The organism is uncultured Algimonas sp. (assembly GCF_947498175.1).
In the GTDB taxonomy this organism is placed as follows: Bacteria; Pseudomonadota; Alphaproteobacteria; order Caulobacterales; family Maricaulaceae; genus Litorimonas.
This window is the reverse complement of sequence record NZ_CANMJB010000002.1, coordinates 91,059-111,281: the sequence shown is the minus strand read 5'-3', so window position 1 is coordinate 111,281 and position 20,223 is coordinate 91,059. Positions and strand designations below refer to the sequence as shown.

16 protein-coding genes are annotated in these 20,223 nt (G+C 64.7%); 10 read left to right on the top strand and 6 right to left on the bottom strand.

The genetic code is table 11. The features are described from left to right. The first annotated feature begins 66 nt into the window (after positions 1-66). The 3 genes from Q0718_RS03000 to Q0718_RS02990 all read left to right on the top strand — a co-directional run bounded on the left by Q0718_RS03000 (position 67) and on the right by Q0718_RS02990 (position 2,844). Positions 67-540: a PA2169 family four-helix-bundle protein gene (locus tag Q0718_RS03000; RefSeq protein ID WP_298913246.1), complete on the top strand. Its 474-nt coding sequence runs from the start codon at positions 67-69 to the stop codon at positions 538-540. A gap of 127 nt (positions 541-667) precedes the next feature. Then, positions 668-1,651 (top strand): hypothetical protein, encoded by a 984-nt coding sequence (locus Q0718_RS02995; protein WP_298913243.1) that lies wholly within the window; start codon positions 668-670, stop codon positions 1,649-1,651. 11 nt (positions 1,652-1,662) lie between these two features. Beyond that, positions 1,663-2,844 carry an ATP-binding protein gene (locus tag Q0718_RS02990; protein ID WP_298913240.1) on the top strand — a complete coding sequence of 394 codons (1,182 nt, stop codon included), beginning with the start codon at positions 1,663-1,665 and terminating at the stop codon, positions 2,842-2,844. A 1-nt stretch (position 2,845) separates the two neighbouring features. On the opposite strand, the gene Q0718_RS02985 is transcribed toward Q0718_RS02990, so the two are convergent. The 5 genes from Q0718_RS02985 to Q0718_RS02965 all read right to left on the bottom strand — a co-directional run bounded on the left by Q0718_RS02985 (position 2,846) and on the right by Q0718_RS02965 (position 8,160). Continuing rightward, a complete protein-coding gene (locus Q0718_RS02985; protein ID WP_298913237.1) occupies positions 2,846-3,169 on the bottom strand; it encodes a DUF190 domain-containing protein in 324 nt (107 codons plus the stop codon). Positions 3,170-3,173: 4 nt separating this feature from the next. Beyond that, positions 3,174-4,154: a sodium-dependent bicarbonate transport family permease gene (locus Q0718_RS02980; RefSeq protein WP_298913234.1), complete on the bottom strand. Its 981-nt coding sequence runs from the start codon at positions 4,152-4,154 to the stop codon at positions 3,174-3,176. Between the two features lie 35 nt (positions 4,155-4,189). After that, positions 4,190-6,367, bottom strand: coding sequence for an amino acid permease (locus tag Q0718_RS02975; RefSeq protein ID WP_298913231.1), 2,178 nt, complete (start codon positions 6,365-6,367; stop codon positions 4,190-4,192). A gap of 31 nt (positions 6,368-6,398) precedes the next feature. Then, on the bottom strand, positions 6,399-7,622 hold the full coding sequence (nhaA, locus tag Q0718_RS02970) for a Na+/H+ antiporter NhaA (protein WP_366523815.1): 1,224 nt from the start codon (positions 7,620-7,622) through the stop codon (positions 6,399-6,401). Positions 7,623-7,983: 361 nt separating this feature from the next. After that, positions 7,984-8,160, bottom strand: coding sequence for a hypothetical protein (locus Q0718_RS02965; RefSeq protein WP_298913225.1), 177 nt, complete (start codon positions 8,158-8,160; stop codon positions 7,984-7,986). A gap of 141 nt (positions 8,161-8,301) precedes the next feature. On the opposite strand from Q0718_RS02965, the gene Q0718_RS02960 reads away from it, so the two are divergent. From Q0718_RS02960 to Q0718_RS02930, 7 genes are all read left to right on the top strand, one after another. Further along, on the top strand, positions 8,302-9,237 hold the full coding sequence (locus Q0718_RS02960) for a hydrogen peroxide-inducible genes activator (protein WP_298913222.1): 936 nt from the start codon (positions 8,302-8,304) through the stop codon (positions 9,235-9,237). 70 nt (positions 9,238-9,307) lie between these two features. Further along, positions 9,308-10,867, top strand: a complete 1,560-nt coding sequence (locus Q0718_RS02955) for a leucyl aminopeptidase (RefSeq protein ID WP_298913219.1) — start codon at positions 9,308-9,310, stop codon at positions 10,865-10,867. A 60-nt stretch (positions 10,868-10,927) separates the two neighbouring features. Next, positions 10,928-11,959 (top strand): hypothetical protein, encoded by a 1,032-nt coding sequence (locus tag Q0718_RS02950; RefSeq protein WP_298913216.1) that lies wholly within the window; start codon positions 10,928-10,930, stop codon positions 11,957-11,959. A 41-nt stretch (positions 11,960-12,000) separates the two neighbouring features. Next, entirely contained in the window at positions 12,001-14,184 is a 2,184-nt protein-coding gene (locus Q0718_RS02945) for a patatin-like phospholipase family protein (protein ID WP_298913213.1), read from the top strand. A 115-nt stretch (positions 14,185-14,299) separates the two neighbouring features. Beyond that, the gene (locus Q0718_RS02940) at positions 14,300-15,433 is read left to right on the top strand and encodes a hypothetical protein (protein ID WP_298913210.1); all 1,134 of its coding nucleotides are present in this window, start codon (positions 14,300-14,302) and stop codon (positions 15,431-15,433) included. Continuing rightward, positions 15,434-16,264 carry a mechanosensitive ion channel domain-containing protein gene (locus tag Q0718_RS02935; protein WP_298913207.1) on the top strand — a complete coding sequence of 277 codons (831 nt, stop codon included), beginning with the start codon at positions 15,434-15,436 and terminating at the stop codon, positions 16,262-16,264. A 102-nt stretch (positions 16,265-16,366) separates the two neighbouring features. Further along, positions 16,367-17,806, top strand: a complete 1,440-nt coding sequence (locus Q0718_RS02930; RefSeq protein WP_298913204.1) for an AMP nucleosidase — start codon at positions 16,367-16,369, stop codon at positions 17,804-17,806. A 50-nt stretch (positions 17,807-17,856) separates the two neighbouring features. On the opposite strand, the gene Q0718_RS02925 is transcribed toward Q0718_RS02930, so the two are convergent. Further along, positions 17,857-20,016, bottom strand: a complete 2,160-nt coding sequence (locus tag Q0718_RS02925; protein WP_366523814.1) for a S46 family peptidase — start codon at positions 20,014-20,016, stop codon at positions 17,857-17,859. Positions 20,017-20,223 lie beyond the last annotated feature (207 nt).

Genomic DNA, 20,223 nt, shown 5'->3' with positions numbered 1-20,223 from the left:
TCGGAACATTCCCGCCGGTCTTTCCGTTGCAATGGCGCACACTGAAAAGAGAAAGGATTTCCCCAAATGGATATCACCAACACACCGACCCCTGGCGTTCTGACCAAGGAAGACACGATCGAAGAGCTGAACGACGTCACGCGCCTGATGATCGACAGCTACAAGGGCTACAAGGAAGCGGCCGACGAAGCCGATGACAGCTTCGCCCTGAAGAGCGAGTTCGCCAACCGCGCCGAGCACCGCTCCAAACTGATCGCACAAGTCCAGAACCATGTGCGCGAACTGGGCGGCGAGCCGTCCACCCACGGCACGGCCCGCGGCGCAGTCCATCGCGGCTGGGTCAATTTCGCCAATGTGTTCCGCGACGACGAGCACGGCGCGATGAGCAGCGTCGCCAATGGCGAGCGCTTCCTGGCCAGCCGCATCGAGGATTGCATCGAAGACGGCCAGCTCGACGCCGCCGGCACCACGTTGCTGCGTGAAGCCCACGCCGAAGCCTGTGCCGCCGCGACCGAGTTCGAGCGCCGCGACGACCACTAGGTCCCCACGCCGCTACGAGATGAGAAACCCGCCCTTGTGGCGGGTTTTTTTGTTGGCCCTCTCTGGCATGCAGGATTGAGCGGAACGCGGCGGCGCGTTACCGTTTCGCTCCGAAGGGACAACGCGCATGGCGACAATGGACCATTTCCACCGCGAGATCGCGGCCGGCGCCGCCATGCGCCGGGCCGGCAATCTCGATGCGGCGGTCCGGCATTGCAAGGCCGCGCTCGACATAGCGCCCGACCATGTCGACGCCTATGAGCTGCAGAACGACCTCCTGCACGACAAGAACCGTCTGGTCGAAGCCGTGCGGATCACCGAAGAGCGTCTGAACCGCGTGCCGGACTGCCGCTGGGCGCATCTGCAACTGATCAGGGCGCTGGGCGGGCTTGGGCGGGCGGGGCTGGCGAAACAGGCGCGGGCGCAGACCATCGCCCACTTCCCCGACGACCCGATGATGGTCCACGACGCGAACTTCATGTTCGACGCCACGACGAGCCGCAACCGCGCCGTCATCAAGCGCATCCGGCAAGTCCGCAAGAACGGCTATCGGGGCGTGTTCGACCTGCACCGGCTGGAGCAGACGGCGCGCGCGGGCTCCGGCCATATCCACCGGCTCGGCAAGTTGCAGCAGCAGGATCTGGAAGCGGGCCGCGTCGATGGCGACACGCTGCACGACCAGGCCGTCGTGCGTTATCTGCAAGGGCGGCTCATCTCCGCGCGGCGGCTGGCGGGCCAAGCCATCGATGTCGATCCGGCGCGCCGTCCGGTCTATGCGGAAACACGGTTCGCGGCGACTCTCGGCCTGATCCCGGCCTTCTGGGGCGCGCAGCTCTTCATCACGCTGACCGGATCGCTGACCTCGCGCTTTCCGTGGTTCATCCGCATCGCCACGAACTATCTGTTGGCCGTTCTGTCCATTGCCGTTCTGGGCGCGATCCTGGCACCGATCAGGGCGATCCCGGGCGTGTCGGAAGTGACGGCGAACAGGATCGGCGGCGTGTTGGTTCTGGCCAATGTCGCCTGGGCGCTCTACGTCATCTGGGGGTTCGGCAGTTTCGGACGCTGGCGGGCGCGCAAGCGCCCCGTCGGACTGTCCAAGGATTATTGAGGCCAAGCATCATGTCGGAGAGTTTCAATGCCAGCGTGGCCCAACTGCGCGCCGCGCTCGATGCGAGCCCCGGAACGGACGGCCTGCTGGCCGGCTATGTCGCGTTGCTGGAGACCGCGCCGGACAGCGCGCTGATCGTGGACGGGCTGGCCGGGATCGACCCGGACGCCTATTCCGATGACGAGCTGCGCACCAAGGTCGCCGGGCTGTTGCGCGATGCGGGCGCGCTGGAGATGGCGGGCGCGTGGGATCCGGTCATGGCCCATCTGTCTTCGGGCGGCGCGCCGCGGCCCTTGCCGCCGGTCTCCGGCGGACGCGCCAAGGCGAAGGGACCGGTCATCGGCTTCGACGATATTGGCGGGCTGGAAGACGTCAAGACACAGGTCCGCCGCCGCATCATCAACCCCTTCCTGAAACAGGAATTGTTCGCGCGCTTCAAGCGCAAGTCCGGCGGCGGGGTGCTGATGTACGGGCCCCCCGGGTGCGGCAAGACCATGATGGCGCGCGCGCTGGCGCATGAGTGCAACGCCCATTTCCTCAATGTCAAAGCCGCCGACCTGCTCGACCGTTACATCGGCGGCACGGAAAACCGCATCGTCGAGATCTTCGACGAGGCCCGCCGCCGCGCGCCGACCGTGCTGTTCTTCGACGAGGTCGAGGCCATCGCCCAGAAGCGCCAGCATGACAGCCATGCGCGCGTCAATACGGGCGTCTCGGCCCTGCTGACGGAAATGGACGGGTTCGACGGCCAGAACGAGGCCGTGCTGCTGCTCGGAGCGACCAATGTGCCCTGGTCGCTGGACGGGGCGTTCCGCCGTCCGGGCCGGTTCGGCCGCACCCTGTTCGTGCCGCCGCCCGACAAGGTGGCGCGGCGCTTCATCCTGAACCGCGCGCTGGTCGGGCGGCCTGTCGCGGACGGGCTGGACCTGTCGGACGTCGTGGCGCGCACGTCGGGCTTTTCGGGTGCCGACCTGATCGACGTGGTCGATACGGCACTGGACTATGCCATCGAGGAGAGCGACGCGGCGGGCGATCTGGTCCCGCTGAACGCGGAACATTTCAAGGAAGGGCTGGCGGAAGTGCGGCCGTCGACCGGCGAATGGTTCAGCCAAGCCAACGCCTATGCCACCCACGCCAATCGCGACGGGCTCTATGACGACCTCGCCGCTTTTCTGAAGAAGCACCGCAAATAGGTCAGAACAGCCCCGGCCGCAGCACGCGCACGTCGGAAACATTGACCACGCCGATGCGTTTGTCGAGCAGCTCCAAGATGCGCTTGAGTGCGGGTTCGAGCGCATCCTCGTCCGCGATGCAGATCAGCACGACCATGTCGGTCGAGCCGCTGAGGTCCGTGCCGCGCGACCAGCGCGTCTGGCCGCCGAAGCCGCTCATGGCGGGAACGACCGTCCAGCCGGTCACGCCCGCTTCGCGCAGCAGGTCTTCGGCCCGCCGCAAGGCCGGGCGTTCGATGATCAGTTCGAGGCGGAGCTTGTCGTTGCCGCTCGCTGTCAGGGGCATGGCATCATCCTCCCGCCAATAGGGTCGCGGCGCCGATATAGAGCGGGATGCCCAACGCGATGTTGAACGGGAACGTCACGCCCAAAGAGAGTGTCAGATAGACGGACGGATCGGACTCCGGCAAGGCCAGCCGCATGGCCGCGGGCACGGCGATGTAGGACGCCGACGCCGAGAGCACCATCAACAGCACCATGTCGCCCGGCGGCAGTCCGATCAACACGGCCAGGCCCGCACCGATGGAGGCGCCGATCAGCGGCATATAGAGGCCGAAGGCGATCGGCGCGACGCCCAGCTTGCGCCAGCCGCGGCGCAGGCCCCGTCCGGCGTTCAGACCCATATCGAGCATGAACAGGCAGAGAATGCCCTGGAACGGCGCGGTGAAGAAAGGCGCGAGCCGTTCGTAGCCGTCCTCTCCGGCCGTGAGTCCGATCAACAGCGCGCCGATCAGCACGACGATGGACGCGTTGAGCAGCACTTCGCGGGCCAACTCGCCCCGGTCGCGCACCGCATCCTCCGCCGCGTCCTTTTTCGACCCACGCAGGGCGAGCCAGAGTGCCGTGATGATGGCGGGCGTTTCCATGAGCGCGGCGACGGCCACGAGATAGCCGGAAGAAGGGATGTCCGCGATGCGCAGCGCGTCGATGGCGGCCACGAACGTCACGATGGAGATGGAGCCGTAATGGCCGGCCGTGGCGGCAGCATCGGTCTTGGACAGGCCGCTAGTCAGGCGCAGAGCGGCATAAGCGATCAGCGGCAGCCCGAACGACAGACCGATGCCCGCGCCGAACACGGCGAAGACCTGCGCGTCCATCGCGGTCTTGGACATCTCCACGCCGCCCTTCAGCCCGATCGCCATCATCAGATAGACGGCCAGACCCTTGGCGAAGGCCTGCGGCACGTCCATCGGCGAGCGCAGCAGCGCGGCGACCAGACCGAGCGCGAAGAACATCACGACCGGCGAGAGAAGCGTGTCGAGTGCGGTCATGAGCCTCCCCTCTCATCCGCGCCCATAGGCGCGGTCTATTCCTCTTCGGGGGTCTGTTTGGCCGGGGCGCGGCGCAGTCGGATCAGATCGTCCGGTTCGCCGACCAGCGCAACGATGTCGCCCGCCATCAGCACATTGTCCGGCGTCGCGATCATGGTCTTGGACCCCCGTTCGATCAACGCCACGACGACATCGCCCATGCCGGTCAGTTCACGGACGGTCTTGCCGATCTGTGCCTTGACGCGTGGCAGCTTTTCGACCGGTACGTGGAGGAAGTGGTCGTCACGGACGAGGACATCGGTGAGCTCGGCTTCGGACTGGGCGGACAGCCAGCGGCGCTCGAACCCTTCGCCCTGGACGATCTCGGCCAGGTGACCGGCGATGCGCATGTCGAGCCCGGCCGGCTTGGCCGGCGCGATCAGCACCATCAATGTGTGGATATCGTCCGTGTCGGGCAGGTCGATCTCGATCCGGGCCTTGGGGCCGAAGCGGAAGATGTACAGTTCCGGTTCGGTCACGCGCGGATCGACATAACGGGTCAGGCGCACCCCGTCGCTGATCGGGCGAAAGGCGGGCGGGAAGGTCGCGATGATGGCCCGCGTCAGATCCGGCGCCATGCCGTAGCGATCTTCGCCTTCCTCGGCCATCAGATCGACCAGCTGGTCGAAATCGTAGCGGCCGTAGCGGAAGTCCGTGACGAGGGACCGCGCGATGACGGCCTCGTAGGACAGGTTCTCGCCCTGGGTCCGGTCGTTGATGATGGTCATCAATTCATGTTCCAGCCCCTCATAGACGTTGCGGCCCATGCGGTCGGCCACGTGGAAGATGGCGCCGCGGCGCTCGACCCGCTTGGAGGCGTAGAAATTGTACCAGAGCACGCCCAGGATCGCGAGCATGCCCGTGAATCCGATGGCCAGCACGCCCATCTCGATGATCAGCCAGAACCCGATCAGCACGCCCGCGATCGGCACCCACGGATAGAGCGGAGTGCGGAAACCCGGCTTGTAGGTCGGGATGCGGCTTTCGCGCATCACGATGACGGCGATGCAGACGAAGATGAACAGCAGCAGCTGGAAGGCGGAGGCGAGCTTGGCGACCTCGGCCACGTCGAAGATGGCGATGACGGCGATCATGACGAGGACGGTGAAGATGATCGATACGGTCGGCGTCTTGAACTTGCCCAGCGTGCCGAATCGGTCCGGCAGCAGTTTGTCCTTGGCCATGGCGTAGGGGTAGCGCGACGCGCTCATGATCCCGGCATTGCCGGTCGACGCGAAAGCGGCGATGGCGGCGACGACGATCAGGATCACGCCCAGGTCGAGCGGCCAGTTGCCCATGAAGACCCGGCCCGCATCGGCGATCGGCGTCAGGCTGCCGAACAGGGCTTCGGGTTCCAGCACCTTGATCAGCACGAAGGTGCCGAGCGTGTAGAGCACCGTCGCCGTCAGGAGCGACAGGGTCATGCCGAGCGGGATGTTGCGGTCCGGATCCTTGATTTCCTCGGCCACGCTGGTGAGCTTGGTCAGGCCCGCATAGGACACGAAGACCAGCCCGATGGTCGAGACGAAGCCGACCGTGCCGGACAGGAAGAAGTCGCCGTAATCGGCATTGAGCTGCAGGAACGGCTCCGGCCCGCGCGAGGCGGCCACGAGACCCAGCAGCGTGAAGCCCAGCAGGATGACGACCAGCGTGGTGACGAGCCAGCGTTGCAGCCTGGTTGTCTCCTTCGCGCCGAAAACATTGATCAAGCCGAAGGCGATCGCGAGGACCATGGCGGTGATGGAAAATGGCAGGTCGAGATAGATGCCGATATAGGCGCCCATGCCGACCAGGGCGAAGGCGGCCTTGAACACGACCGCGATCCAGGAGCCGAACCCGCCGATCGTTCCGACCAGCGGACCCATGGCCCGGTCGAGGAAATAGTAGGTTCCACCAGACTTGGGCATGGCGGTCGCCAGTTCCGCCATGCAGTACATGGCGGGCAGGATCAGGAACCCGGCGAAGAAATAGGCCAGGAAGACCGAATTGCCGGTCGCGGCGGCCGCGATGCCCGGCAGCAGGAACAGTCCCGAGCTGAACATCGCGCCGGTCGAGATCGAATAGACGTCGAACAGGCCGAGATTGCGGGCGAGTTTCTTGCCGCCCGCCGTCCCTTCGCCGGCCCCGGTGTCGACCACGTCAATGGACGGGGTTTCCGCAGAACTTGCCATCATGTCTCCAGTGCGTATCCGACGCGAATCCGGCCTAAGCCGAACTGCCTGTCGCTTCGCGCACCTCTTCGCCCAGTTCCTCGATCGCGTCCACGACGGAATCGTCGGTCGGGCAGTCCTTGCACGACATCCGTAACAGGAAGTAACCCAGCAGGCCGGACGCGATGGACCCCATCAGCACGCCCAGGCGCACGCCGTTGAGCAGATAGGCATCGTCGAAGGCGAGCGTGCCGATGAAGAGCGACATAGTGAAGCCGACACCGGTCAGGCAGGCGACGCCGTAGACCTGCATCCAGTTCGCGCCCTGCGGCAGCTTGGCCAGCCCCATTTTAACGGCCACGAAAGACAGCAGGAACACGCCGATCTGCTTGCCGAAGAACAGGCCCAGCGCGATGCCGAGCGGCACGGGGGCGAGCACGTCGGCCAACGACAATCCGGCCAGCGAAACGCCCGCATTGGCGAAGGCGAAGAGCGGCAGGATCAAGAAGGCGACCCAGATGTGCAGACCGTGTTCGGCCCGGCGCAAGGGTGACGGCTCGTCCGGGTTCGGCCGGGCCAGCGGAATGGCCAGCGCGGTGATGACGCCCGCCAAGGTCGCGTGGACCCCGGACTTCAACACGGCCGCCCAGACGAAGATGCCGATCAGCGCGTAAGGCAGGATGCGCATGACCTTGAACCGGTTCAGGGCGAACAGGCCGACCGTGCCGGCCGCCGCCCAGGACAGGGCGACCAGGCTCAGGTTTTCGGTGTAGAAGAGCGCGATGATGATGATGGCCGCCAGATCGTCGATGATGGCCACGGCCAGCAGGAAGATCTTCAGCGACGCGGGGACCCGCGGCCCCAGCAGCGCCAGAATGCCCAGCGCGAACGCGATGTCGGTCGCGGCCGGAATGGCCCAACCCGACACGGTCACCGGATCGTTGTAGTTGAAGAAAAGATAGACCAGCGCCGGAGCGGCGATGCCACCGACGGCGGCGAAAAGCGGCAGGGACGCCTTGTCGAGGGACGACAGTTCGCCGTCCAGCACCTCGCGTTTGATCTCCAGCCCGACGAGGAAGAAGAAGATCGCCATCAATCCGTCATTGATCCAGAGCAGGAACGGCTTGGCGATCTCGAAGGCGCCGAACTGCACGACGACCGGCGTGTTGAGGATGCCGGAGTAGCCCGATGCCAGAAGCGAATTGTTGGCGATCAGCGCCAGCAAGGCGGTGAACATCAGCACGATGCCGCCCGACGCTTCCAGATGGATGAAATCCATGACGCGTGTACGGATCGTGCGGGACGGCGATCTTAGGGCCGGATTGTCGCTCATGACGGGGCTTTCTGTAAACGTTACGGCATAGGCCTAGTCGATCGGGCGACAGGAGAGAACCGCTGAACTTAACTTTTGCTATGATTTCAAATGGAGCTTGTGAATGACTTATCCGGAGTTAAGCGACAGGTCCACAAACAAGCGAACGACCGCGTCCGGTAGGGATGCCGGACACGGTCTTGGAAAGTGGCGCGAAGCATGAGGGTGGCATCTTCGCGCCCGGAAAGGATGGGGCCATCATGCCGTCGCGCCCATGGTGCGACGAAGCCGGCCCCGGCCCTTTTCCGTTGCTCGACACAAGCGGATATCAGAGGCCGTTGACCTGAACGGCGACGCGGGATTTGCGGCGCCGGCTCGACAGACGCAAGGGAACGTTTTCGAAGCGATCGGGCAAACCCACCCGGTCGGCCGGGTGTGATCGCCAGGACGGGGCGGACCCGGCATGGCCCGGAACGGGGGTGGTTGCAGATGTCAGGCGAAACATGGTCTGATCTCCTTTCGTGTTCGCTCGACAAAGATACGCATGGATCGGTTTTAGGGTTAGCATAAGTATCGAATATAGCTTATAGGCCAAGCCTATACGCAATCCGGGCGTCTCGCCCGTATTCGAGGGGCGTGCACTTTCATGAAACCGACTTTGCGCCAGCTGCAATATCTGGTCGCCATCGACGAAGCCGGAACCTTCTCCGGTGCAGCCAAGCTCGCCCATGTTTCGCAGCCCAGCCTGTCCACGCAGCTTCGCGACATGGAGGACGTACTGGGCACGGTCCTGGTCGAACGCGGCCGCGGCGGCGCTCCGCTGACCCCGATCGGCGAAGAGCTGGCGGCCCGGGCGCGCATCATCCTGCGCGACATGGACGCCTTCCGCACCACGGCGCGCGAAGCCGGGCAGACCCTGGCGGGGCGCATCCGGCTCGGCACCCTGCCCTCCATCGGGCCCTACCTGTTGCCGTTGGCGGTCCGGCGCCTGCACCGGCTCTATCCGGACCTGCGCATCGTCGTGCGCGAGGAACGGACGGTCGATCTGCACGCCCATCTGGAGGACGGCCGCCTCGACGTGATCATTTCCACACCGGAGGACCATGTCGGCATGCGCATCATGACCCTGTTCCACGAAGACCTCTATCTCGGCGTGGCGCCGGACGATCCGCTGGCGCGCATATCCGGACCCGTCCCGGCCGCCGATCTGGCCGGGCGCGATCTGCTGACGCTGGGCTACGGCCACAAGCTATCGATCATCGTGCGCCGATTGGCCGATATGGCGGGGGCGAAGATCAGCACGGAGTATGAGGGTACCAGCCTGGATGCGGTGCGCCAGATGGCCGCGATGGGCGGGTCGGTCGCGATCATGCCCAGCCTCTACATGCGCTCCGAAGCCTATGACGATCCCGGGTTGGCCGTGCGCCGCATCGACGCGCCCGAAGCCGAACGCGATATCGCCCTGATCTGGCGGCCGACCTCGCCTCTGTCCGAGAAATTCCAGACGATCGGCGAGTTGCTGACACAGGCCGCCGCCGACGTGCTGGAGCCGGGCCCGACCGCCGAAAGGGACAGCCTATAGACCGTATAGGTTGGCAGACCGCCATTGACGCGTCATTCTGCCGGAAAGACCAAAGAAAGGACGCTCTTCCATGAAACGCACATCAATCATCGCCGGATCGCTGGCGCTCGCCCTCTCCGCCGCCCCGCTTGCAATGGCCGCCGACACCGTCACCTTCGGGTCGCTCAAGGGCACGGAGGCCGACAATGTCGTCCTCTACCTCAATGACGGCCTGTCCTTGCCCGCTATCGGCGACATGATGGGCACGTCCGATCTGAATGCGCTGAACCGCGCGATCCGCGCCTCCGGCTTCGACGGCGGCTTCGGCACGCACAAGACCTTCTACGGGCTGGGCGACTTCGACGCGGTGACGGTGATCGGCACGGGCGACGGGCCGTTGACCCGCCGCCAGCTGCACGATCTGGGCGGCCACACCGCAGCCGCACCCGGCGACGGCAACCTGGCCGTCGTCACGGCCGGATTGAACACGTCGGTGCCGACCCCGGCATCCGAGATCGCCGTCGGCTACGGTCTGGGCGACTACACGTTCACGACCTACAAAACCGGCATGACCGGGCAGAAGGGCGTGATCGACCGGCCGGACGACGACCGCGACGTCAAGTTCATCGTGTCCAATCCGGCGGCGGACCAGTCGCGCATGGACCGCGAATACACTGCCCTGATCGACGGCGTCACCCTGACGCGCGATCTGGGCAACGAACCCGGCATGAGCGTCTATCCCGAGGAATTCGTCAAGCGCGTTCAGGCGGCGGCGCGCGGCGTGCCGAACCTGCGCCTGACCGTGCTGGGTCTGCGTGAACTGGAACGCGAAGGCATGGGGGGCATTCTCGGCGTCGGTCAGGGGTCCGTTCACGATCCGAGCCTGTTGATCCTGGAATATCGCGGCGCGCCGGCGTCCGACGCGCCGATCGCCCTCGTCGGCAAGGGCATCACCTTCGATACAGGCGGCATCAGCCTGAAGCCCAATGCGGGGCAATGGCTGATGAAGTCCGATCTGTCCGGCGCGGCCGCCGTGGCCGGGACGCTGCTGGCGACGGCCAAGCGCGGCGCGGACGTCAATGTCGTCGGGCTAATGCCGCTGGCCGAGAACATGCCGGGTCCAAGCGCGATCCGTCCGGGCGACGTGCTGACCACCTATAACGGCACCACGATCGAAGTGATGAGCACCGATGCGGAAGGGCGCCTGTTGCTGGCCGACTCCGTCGCCTATGCTCAAGCCAAATACGACCCAGAACTGTTGGTCAACATCGCGACCCTGACGGGATCCGCGGCCCGCGCCATGGGCGACGACTACGGCGCCATGCTGACGCGCGACTGGGACCTGGCCATGGAGATGATGGAGGTCGGCAAGCGCGCCGGCGAAGAAGTCTGGCCTCTGCCCCTGCATGACAGCCACTTCGACCAGATCGACTCCGACATCGCCGACATCAAATCCACGGCCGGGTCGCCGGGCGCGTCCATCGGCGCCGCCGTCGTCGGCACCTTCGTCGCCCAAGACCAGCCCTGGGTCCACTTGGACATCGCCGGCGTGGACTGGCGCGAGAGCGCCACGCCGACCGCGCCCAAGGGCCATGCCGGCTGGGGCGTGCGGTTCATGGACGAGCTGATCCGGACCTACGAGGCCAAATAGCCCGACGCGTCCATGCCGGACCCGCTGTGAACCGGGTCCGGTATAAAGCCTAATTTAACCGTGTCCGGCGACACACGGCGCATCATGTCTCCGCACCGCACCATCCAAGCCGCCATGCTCGGGCTCGCCGCCGTCGCGGGCGTTTCGCCCCATGCCTTCGCGCAGGACGTCTGCGGGCAGCTGGACGGTCTGGTCGAGAGCCTGTCGCTGACACAGGCGCTGGAGATCGGCGCACCGACGCCGGACCTGGCGCCGCGCCTTGACAGGGTCGTTGCCGGGCTCTCCCTTCCCGACCTTATCCCCGGCGGGCCTGACGCCTTGCCCACCGACCAGAGACGCGCCCTGACCGGCTACGTTTCGGGGCTGCGGGAAGCCGCCGCCAATATCCAGAACGGCCATGACGCCCATGCGCGTCTGGCGTTGGACGGTCGCGTGACCCCGCAGCTGTTCGCCAGCCTGTCGTCGCTGGAAGCCCGCTGGAGCTGCCGCACGGACGCGCCAGAGGCTATGGATCCAAATTCCGATCTCGGCTCCAGTCTCGGCGCAAGGGCGTCAGAGGGTATGCAGGGCGGACAGAATGGCGGGCCGTCTTCCTCGCTTGGACAAGCCGCCAATCCGGCCGCGTCGGGCACACCGGGACGCAACCGGCCCACAGCGTCCGAACCGAGCGGGACAGGCGCCTATTTCGGCCGGGGCGCCATCGTTCGTGCCGACATGATGGTCTTCGTCATGGCCGTGCTGGGCGTGCTCCTGGCCGCTTTCCTCTTTCTGGCGCAACGCAGGCTACGCCGTCGCACCGTACGGGAGGCGCGCCGGATGCTGGATCGGCCGGTCATGGTCTTCATGAACGGCTCGTCCCAGGCCATGCGCCTGATCGATGTGTCGATGAACGGCGCCAAACTCGGGCACGGAGGAACGATCACCGACGGGGCCGAGATCGGTATCGAATTGGGCGGCAACTGGCACAAGGCGCAGGTCCGCTGGACCAACGCCCATTATGCAGGGCTGAAATTCAAACGTCCGCTCGATGCGGCGACATTGCAGGTGTTGACGCGACCCCGTTCCGTTCCGCACAACGCCATACCGATATGACCTCTTCTTTCCTGAGACGAACAGGGCACCGTGCGATCGCCTTGACGGCATGCGCCTGGCTGGCCTCCGCCTTCCCGGCTTTGGCCTGCGACGATGACGACCGGGACGGTTTGGATGTCGGACTGGTCCTGAGCGGCGGCGGCGCCAAGGCGAGCACGCAGGTCGGCGTGCTGCAGATCATGGAAGACCTCGACATCCCGGTGCACTGCATCGCCGGCACGAGCATGGGCGCCGTCGTGGGAGCGTTTTACGCCGCCGGCTACAGCGCCGATGAAATCGCCGACATATTGGAGCGGGAAGACTGGGGCACGATTTTCCGCAGCGACCTGGCGAGGCGCGACAAGTCCTTTATCGAAAAGGAACGGGAAGAAGAATATTTTTCCGGCGACATATTGGGACTGAACGAAGGTAAGATCGTGGTTCCCGGCGGAATGCGGTCCATGCAGGGCCTGAAGAGCCTCTACAGGCGCCTTCTTCGCGGCGTTCCCCTGAACACGGATTTCGATGCGCTCGGCATTCCCTTGCGAGTCGTCGCCACCCGGCTCGATACCGGCGAAGCGGTCGCATTCAAGGACGGCGACCTGGTCGAGGCGATCTTGGCCAGCATGGCGGTTCCCGGGGTCTTCGCACCGCGCCGGATCGACGGCGTCACCTATGTCGATGGCGGCGTGGCATCCAACCTGCCGGTCCAGACGGTCCAGGACATGGGCGCGGACATCGTTATAGCCATAGATACGACCGGCCTGCCCCAATCCGCCGAAAATCTGGGGACGGTCGTGGATACGCTGCGCCAGATCACGACCCTGCTGATCTACAACAACGCCCAAGCCGACAAAGCCAAGCTGAGCGAGGATGACCTCTACATCTTCGCCAATACGCTCGGCATCGCCACGGCCGGCTACGACCGGGCGGAGGAAGGCCTGGAAGCCGGCCGTGCGGTCGGGCAGGACCATGCCGACGCATTGCTGGCCATCAAGGCGAGGGCCGCTCCGGCACGCGATCGCGCGGCGCCGAAAAAACGGGTCGCCCGGATCGCAGCGGACATCCGCAACGAAAGCGAGCTGGACGACACCGTCCTCATTTCGCGCCTTTCGGCCTTGGATGCCGAGGACCCGGATCCGGAAATCGTCCGACGTCGCTTGCGCGAGCTCGCTTCGTTCGGCGGCGTCGGCGAAGTCGATCTGGGTTACAATGAAGGACGGCCCACCTTGCGTGTCGGACGGCACCCGCTTGGGCGCAACCGGGCGCGGATCGGCGTCAACGCGACGAACGACTTCCAAGGCGGGTCGACCTATTCGCTTCTGGCGCAGGTCACGCGCCAACCCCTGAACCGATTGGGGGCGGATCTGACGCTCTCGACCGAAATCGGAACGGACAATGGGGTCAGTCTGGAATTCTACCAGCCCTTCGGCCGCCATACGCGCTATTTCTTCCAGCCGGAAATCTTCGCGGTCTCGCAACTCAAGACGATCAACGAAGGCGAAAAGAGGATAGGCGATTTCAAGATCGAAAGTTACGGCGCGCGGTCCCGCTTGGGCCGCGAACTTTCCCAATGGGGTTTGGTTGCGCTCGAAGCCGAATACCGCCACAATTCCGTGAGCGACATCGTCACCTCCCTCACCGATTTCAAAACCCTGTCCTACAGCAGCGCATCGGTCGGTGCCTATGTCGCGGTCGACACGCTGGATCGCCTGGACTGGCCGACGCGGGGACTGCGTCTTCGCGGGCGCGGCCAGCAGTTCATGGAAGAATTCGATACCGCTGAAGCCGGCGATTTCAACATCGACTCCATCCGCCTCGAAACGGATCTGCTCTATGCCTTCGAGATCGGCGAAATCGGTATGTTGCTGAACGCGCGCTATGGGGATCTGATTGCAGACGATGTCGTCCTCGGAACGGATTCGGCTTTCGAACTGGGCGGCTTTCGCCAACTCACCGCATTCCTGGAAGATTCGCTGCAGATGGAGACGCTGACATTCGGTTCCGTCGAGGCGTATCACCGCATTTCAGAGACGGGCTTCCTGTTTGACATACCGGTCTATGTCGGGGCTCTGGCCGAATATGGCAGGGTCGAGGCGGATGACTTCGGGCTTGCCAACAGGGATGTGTATTCCGGGTCGCTCTACCTGGGTGCGGAGACACCGCTCGGCCCGGTTTTCCTCGGCACGGCCTATGGCAGCAATGAAGACCTAAAATTCTTCTTCCGTTTCGGCCAGACCTTCTAGGCTCACGGGAAAATTTTTTCCCGCGGGTCCGGGATTGCAGGCGACAGACGCTCGAACCGGCAGTAAGACTTTCGAACATGCAAGGCTTTCACGACATGGGGGTGGGTTTGGCTCGATGAACACCATCCCGTTTCGATCGCTCGGCAAATATGACTGGCCCAGCACGCCCGTGAACAGGGGGCTGGACCGGCTGCGCGAGGCCGTTCGACCCCTGCTGAATCGCGGCGATGCCTCCGGGATCGATACAGGCCGGTTGGAACGGCCCTCACAGGCGCTTCTGGACGACCTGTCCGAACCGCCGGCGCATCAGCCCGTCGTTTCGGAATTGGACGCAACGCTGAGCGGATGGCTGGACGCTCCGGAGAACGGACCCCGCCACCAGACCATCGTCCTGCCGCCCTGCGACCGCGAAGACCTGCTCGGACGCTGGGCCGGAGACCGCGGATTGCCTGTCTTCGGGCTCGACCGCGGCGTCGGCGAACTCGACGCGCTGGACACAGCTTCCGCCGAACCGCTCGTCGTGCCGAAGCTGGAACGTCATTTCTTGCGCACGCGCGACGGACTGGTGCGCATGCGCATCTTAATCGACCGCATGGCGCGGATGGAACGCAGCCTCATCGTCGGCTGCAACAGCTGGGCGTGGCAGTTTCTGCGCAAAAGCTGCGAGATCGACCTGGTGTTCAGCGATCCCGTGACTTTCCGGGCCTATGACCGCGAACGGCTGCGCGCCTGGCTCGGCACGCTGGCCCACGCGCCGGCTGACGAGACCGCCCTGTGCTTCCGCGCCGCCGCGACAGGCCGCGACGTGTTCGGCAACGGCGACGGCGAGGCGGAAGTGTCGAGCTTCATGACCGATCTGGCCAAGCGCAGCCTCGGCATTCCCTGGGTCGCATGGCATCTCTGGCGCGACAGCCTGCGGACAGAAATACCGATCCATGACGACGAAGACGCGATGCGGGACTGCAAGCCGAACACACTCTGGGTCGCCGAATTGCAAAGCCCGTCCGTGCCCAGCCGCAGCGACCAGAACGCGCTGCTGATCCTGCATGCGCTGTTGATCCATGGCGGGCTGACGGACGACCAGATCGTGCAGACCGTCCCACTGGTCACCTACACGAACGTTTTGTCATCGCTTCTGCGGGGCGGACTGATCGATGAAACGGACGGGCTCTACCGTTGCCACCCCGCCGCCTACCCGGCCGTGCGCGACGGGCTGAAGAACAACGGTTATCCGGTGGACGTGCTCTAGATGGAAGAACAGGCCGATATGGCACGGGAGCGGGCCGCCAACCTGTTGAACGACCTGCAGGAGATCAGCTTCGTCCAGATCGCGCTGATCCTGCTGTTCAGCTTCGCTGCGGTCTGGCTTGTGCGCCGCATCATCCCCTTCCTGGCCGACCGGGCGCCCAGCCGCTTGCGCCTCTATCTGCTGCGGGCCGTGCCAATCTTGCGCATGGCGATCATCGTCACGGCGATCCTGTGGATCACGCCGCTGATCTTCAACATCACATTGCAGAACTTCCTGGTCATTGCGGGCGCGGCCTCCGTGGCCATCGGTTTTGCCTTCAAGGACTATGTCAGCAGCCTGATCGCGGGCATCGTCGCCATTTTCGAACGGCCCTACGGGCCCGGGGACTGGGTCGAAATCGAAGGCGATTACGGCGAGGTCATCAGCCTGGGCATGCGCGCCATCCGGCTGCGCACGGCGGCGGACGACGTGATCACCGTCCCGCACGATATGATCTGGTCGCACAACATCTCCAATGCCAATACGGGGTCGCAGACGCTGATGTGCGTCGCCGATTTCTATCTGGAACCGGACCACGACGCGGCCGATGTGCGCCGCGAACTGGTCGATGTCGCCCTGACCAGCGCCTATCTGGACTACCGCAAACCGGTGCTGGTCGTGCTGAAGGAAACGGAGTTCGCGACCAAATACAGCCTCAAGGCCTACCCGTTCGACATGCGCGACCAATTCAAATTCGTCAGCGACATGACCGAACGCGGCAAGGGGGCCATCCGCGACGCGGGCGCGCGTCAGGTCTCCGTGCCGCGCTTCGCAGACGCCTCATCAGACTGACACGCCGCCGTCACGCTTGCTTGGCAAAGCCGGTCCGTCCCGTTAAGGACGGCGAATTTTATTCGTATCCCAAGCCATAAGAACAAGAAAAAGGCGACCAATATGTCAGACGATACCCATACCGACACCCAACCCAGCGATGCCGTGGACCGGCTCGTCGAGCTGTACGACCAGCAGGTCTCGCTTTTGCGGGCCCGTTTCGACGCTTATGCCGAAGGACGCATCGACAGCCTCGACACCGTCCATGCCGTCTATCCCGAAATCACCGTTTCGATCCCGGCCGAAGAAGCGGTCATGACCAGCAATCTGGCGCTGGGCCGCGTCGCCAGCCGCCACGAATTCTCCACCACCATCACCCAGCCGCATCTGTTCCGCCCCTATCTGGAACTGCAGATCGCCAAGGTGCTGAAACAGTTCTCCGCCAAGGTGCAGGTCGGCCTGTCCGACAGCCCGATCCCGCTCAATTTCGCGCTGGAATCCGCGACGGCCGGGCTGGACCTGGAAGCCCGCCAAGCCCTGCCGACCTATTTCTACACGCCCAACCTGGTCGCGACGAACGACAACATCGTGGACGGGCGCGACATTCTGGACCGCAGCACCGCCATGCCGCTGGCGCTGTTCACGGCGGAACGAACCGACTATTCGCTGCACCGGATCCGCCACTACACGGCGACCCGCCCCGAAGACTTCCAGAACTTCATCCTGTTCACCAATTATCAGCGCTATGTCGACGAGTTCGTCGATTGGGCGGTGGACGAGGTGAAGGCGGGACGGGCGAGCAAGCTGGTCGAACCGGGCGGGCGCGAAACGGCGGCCGACGGCGTGCCGAGCCAAGATCCCATCGCCAAGGTGCCGCAGATGCCCGCCTACCATCTGGTCCGCGACGGCCATCGCGGCGTCACGCTGGTCAATATCGGCGTGGGTCCGTCCAACGCCAAGACGATCACGGACCATCTCGCCGTGCTGCGACCGCATGTCTGGCTGATGATCGGCCACTGCGGCGCGCTGCGCCGGACGCAACGGCTGGGCGACTACGTGCTGGCCCACGCTTACTTGCGCAAGGACAAGGTGCTGGACCACGTCCTGCCGCCGCACATCCCGTTGCCGACCCTGGCCGAGGTGCAGCTATCGCTGTCCGAAGCCGTCAGCGACGTCTCGGGTGTGGATGAAAGCCGGCTGAAGGCGCTGCTGCGGACCGGCACGGTCGTGACGACCGACGACCGCAACTGGGAGCTGGCCTTCGAGGATTACGCCGTCGATCTGAACAAGTCGCGCGCCATCGCCATCGACATGGAGTCTGCGACCATCGCCGCGAACGGCTATCGCTACCGCGTGCCCTACGGAACGCTGCTGTGTGCGTCGGACCGGCCGCTGCACGGCGAGATCAAGCTGCCCGGCATGGCGGACGCCTTCTATCAGGAACGCGTCGAGCAGCATTTGCAGATCGGCTTGCGGGCGATCGACATATTGCGCGAGGAATCGGACGCCGGCACGCTCCATTCGCGCAAGTTGCGGTCCTTCGACGAACCGCTGTTCCGCTAAGAAAAAGCCGCCCGGAGGGGCGGCTTTCTTGCTTCGTTGATGACCGGGCCCTAACGCATCGACTGTCCACGCGCGCCGACGATGTCCATTTCATCGAGCAGGTGATCGGCATCGTTCAGCTTGTCCATCACCCACAACATGTAGCGGCTATCGACATGAATGGACCGCGTCGTGCGCGGATCGAAGTCCCAGTCGGAGTTCACGCTCTCGATCGTGCCGTCGAACAGCAGGCCGACCAGTTCGCCGCGCGCATTGAGCGTGGCCGAACCGGAATTGCCGCCGGTCGAATCCAGATCCGTCAGGAAGTTGACGGGGACGGAATCGATGGAGTCGAGCTTGTAGGGTCCATGATCCTTTGCCCGGATCAGCGCGAGCTGCTCGGCCGGGGAATTGAACGGATCCTCGCCCGTATCCTTCTCCAATATGCCTTCCAACTTGGTGAAGGGATCGTAGCGCATCCCGTCCTTGGGCGAGCCACCCATGACGTTGCCGTAGGTCACGCGCAGGGTGGAGTTGGCGTCCGGATAGGCGGTGAAGCCCTGGTCCTTCTGCCAGGCGATGATCGCCTCCATATATTTGGGCTGCAAGACCGCACGGCGGCCGGCCCGGTCCTTGGACGCCGCTTCCATCGCGAGTTCGTGATCGTAGAGTGCGACGGCCAAGCGCATGAACGGATCGGCACTGGCTTCCAGCGCATCGGGTGTTGCGTCCATCAGACCCAGACGCGTGTCCAGATCGCCGAGACGGCTCGACGCGTAATAGCGGTCGAGCGCCGCTGACAGGGCGGCATCGCTCATCCCGTCGCGCAGACCCAACGCATTGTCGAGCGCGGCGACGCGTTGCGCGGAAGGCTGGGCGAGATAGCCGCGCAGGAACGTCATCCATTCCGCCTTGTCCACGGTCGGATCGTAACGGCGGTCCAGCGCCGTCAGCGATTCGCGCATGCGGTCCATGTCGCGCTCCTGATAGCCGGACTCGCGCTCGGCATCGGGTTTCAGCCGTTCCTGCGACAGGCGGTAGAGGCGCTGGGCCACGCCGAGCAGCTGCGGACGCGTGGCGTTGTTGTACCAATAGTTCGCCCGTTGCGCCCGGGCGCTTTCCGCACTGAGCGCGTCGAGCGCGCGAATGGCTTCGGCATAACCCGCATCGGGCGCCTCGGCCGCGATCCAGCTATTGAGCGCCGCTTCGCGCTGCGCGCGGCGCTGGACCAGGCCGACCCGGCGCGCCCCGTCGATCTGTCCCCCCAGATTCTTCATATAGTTGTTGAGGCCTGCCAGACGCGACTCGTATTTGATCCGGGCGTCGCTGCCGGGTTCGGACGCGCCTTCGATCGCCCCGATCCAGTCTTCCATCAGTTTCTGATAGGTCGGGTAGCCCCAGTCGAACGTGTTGCGCACTTCGGCCAGCCGCGTGTAGCGCGACGTGCTGCCGGGATAGCCCGCGACCATGACGAAGTCGCCATCGTCCAGACCCGCGCCGGAGACCTTCAGCGTATGCGGCGGCACGAACGGGACATTGTCCTCGCTATACTCCGCCGACTTGCCGTCCGAACCGACATAGGCGCGGTAGAAGGAGAAATCGCCGGTATGGCGCGGCCACATCCAGTTATCGATGTCGCCGCCATATTTGCCGACCGGACCGGCGGGCGCATAGACAAGGCGGACATCCTTGATCTCCAGCTGCTTGATCAGCTTGTATTGCAATCCGCCATGGAAGGACGCGACGCGGCAACGATGGCCTTCGTCTTCTTCGCACTCGGCCACGAGCGCCTTGCGCGCCGAATCGATGGCCGCAAAGCGCGCTTCGCCGGTCAGGCTGTCGGACAGACCGCCCGTGACGTCGTCCGTCACATCGTCCAGATCGACGGTGACATAGACGCGCGAACCGGGCGCTGCGGGCAGTTCGGCATCGAAACTGGCGGCCAGGAAACCTTCGTCCAGATAGTTGTTCTCCTCGGTCGAATTGTACTGGATCGAACCGTAGGCGCAGTGATGGTTGGTCACGACCAGCCCCTGCGGCGAAACGAAGGAGGCCGTGCAACCGCCCAGCGACACGACCGCACCCATGGGAAAGCCGGTCAAATCCGAAATCTGCTCCGGCGCAAGTTGCAGGCCCTTGGCGCGGAGATCGGCGGCGATCTCCGGCAATTGGTCCGGCGTGAACATGCCTTCCACGGCATGGGCGGCCGGCGCGGCGGCCAGCGCGATCATGGAACTGGCGAGCAGAAGGGGTCGGTTTGCGGGTCGTGTCACGGGCGTCTCCTGAGTATGAATGCGGGCACCTTATCGCAAAACGATAACACAGTTACAAGCTTACAATGGGCCTCGTGGGCCGCACCTGTTTCGTCAGGACCCAAGAACGGGGTTTAATTTCCCGTTCGGGGCGCGGTCCGCGTCGTTGGACTCCAGCGGGCGCGG

Bases quoted from the DNA above. Each gene is read 5' to 3' on its own strand.
- Q0718_RS03000 (WP_298913246.1), top strand. From the start codon at position 67: ATGGATATCACCAACACACCGACCCCTGGCGTTCTGACCAAGGAAGAC.
- Q0718_RS02995 (WP_298913243.1), top strand. From the start codon at position 668: ATGGCGACAATGGACCATTTCCACCGCGAGATCGCGGCCGGCGCCGCC.
- Q0718_RS02990 (WP_298913240.1), top strand. From the start codon at position 1,663: ATGTCGGAGAGTTTCAATGCCAGCGTGGCCCAACTGCGCGCCGCGCTC.
- Q0718_RS02985 (WP_298913237.1), bottom strand. From the start codon at position 3,169: ATGCCCCTGACAGCGAGCGGCAACGACAAGCTCCGCCTCGAACTGATC.
- Q0718_RS02980 (WP_298913234.1), bottom strand. From the start codon at position 4,154: ATGACCGCACTCGACACGCTTCTCTCGCCGGTCGTGATGTTCTTCGCG.
- Q0718_RS02975 (WP_298913231.1), bottom strand. From the start codon at position 6,367: ATGATGGCAAGTTCTGCGGAAACCCCGTCCATTGACGTGGTCGACACC.
- nhaA (WP_366523815.1), bottom strand. From the start codon at position 7,622: ATGGATTTCATCCATCTGGAAGCGTCGGGCGGCATCGTGCTGATGTTC.
- Q0718_RS02965 (WP_298913225.1), bottom strand. From the start codon at position 8,160: ATGTTTCGCCTGACATCTGCAACCACCCCCGTTCCGGGCCATGCCGGG.
- Q0718_RS02960 (WP_298913222.1), top strand. From the start codon at position 8,302: ATGAAACCGACTTTGCGCCAGCTGCAATATCTGGTCGCCATCGACGAA.
- Q0718_RS02955 (WP_298913219.1), top strand. From the start codon at position 9,308: ATGAAACGCACATCAATCATCGCCGGATCGCTGGCGCTCGCCCTCTCC.
- Q0718_RS02940 (WP_298913210.1), top strand. From the start codon at position 14,300: ATGAACACCATCCCGTTTCGATCGCTCGGCAAATATGACTGGCCCAGC.
- Q0718_RS02935 (WP_298913207.1), top strand. From the start codon at position 15,434: ATGGAAGAACAGGCCGATATGGCACGGGAGCGGGCCGCCAACCTGTTG.
- Q0718_RS02930 (WP_298913204.1), top strand. From the start codon at position 16,367: ATGTCAGACGATACCCATACCGACACCCAACCCAGCGATGCCGTGGAC.
- Q0718_RS02925 (WP_366523814.1), bottom strand. From the start codon at position 20,016: ATGATCGCGCTGGCCGCCGCGCCGGCCGCCCATGCCGTGGAAGGCATG.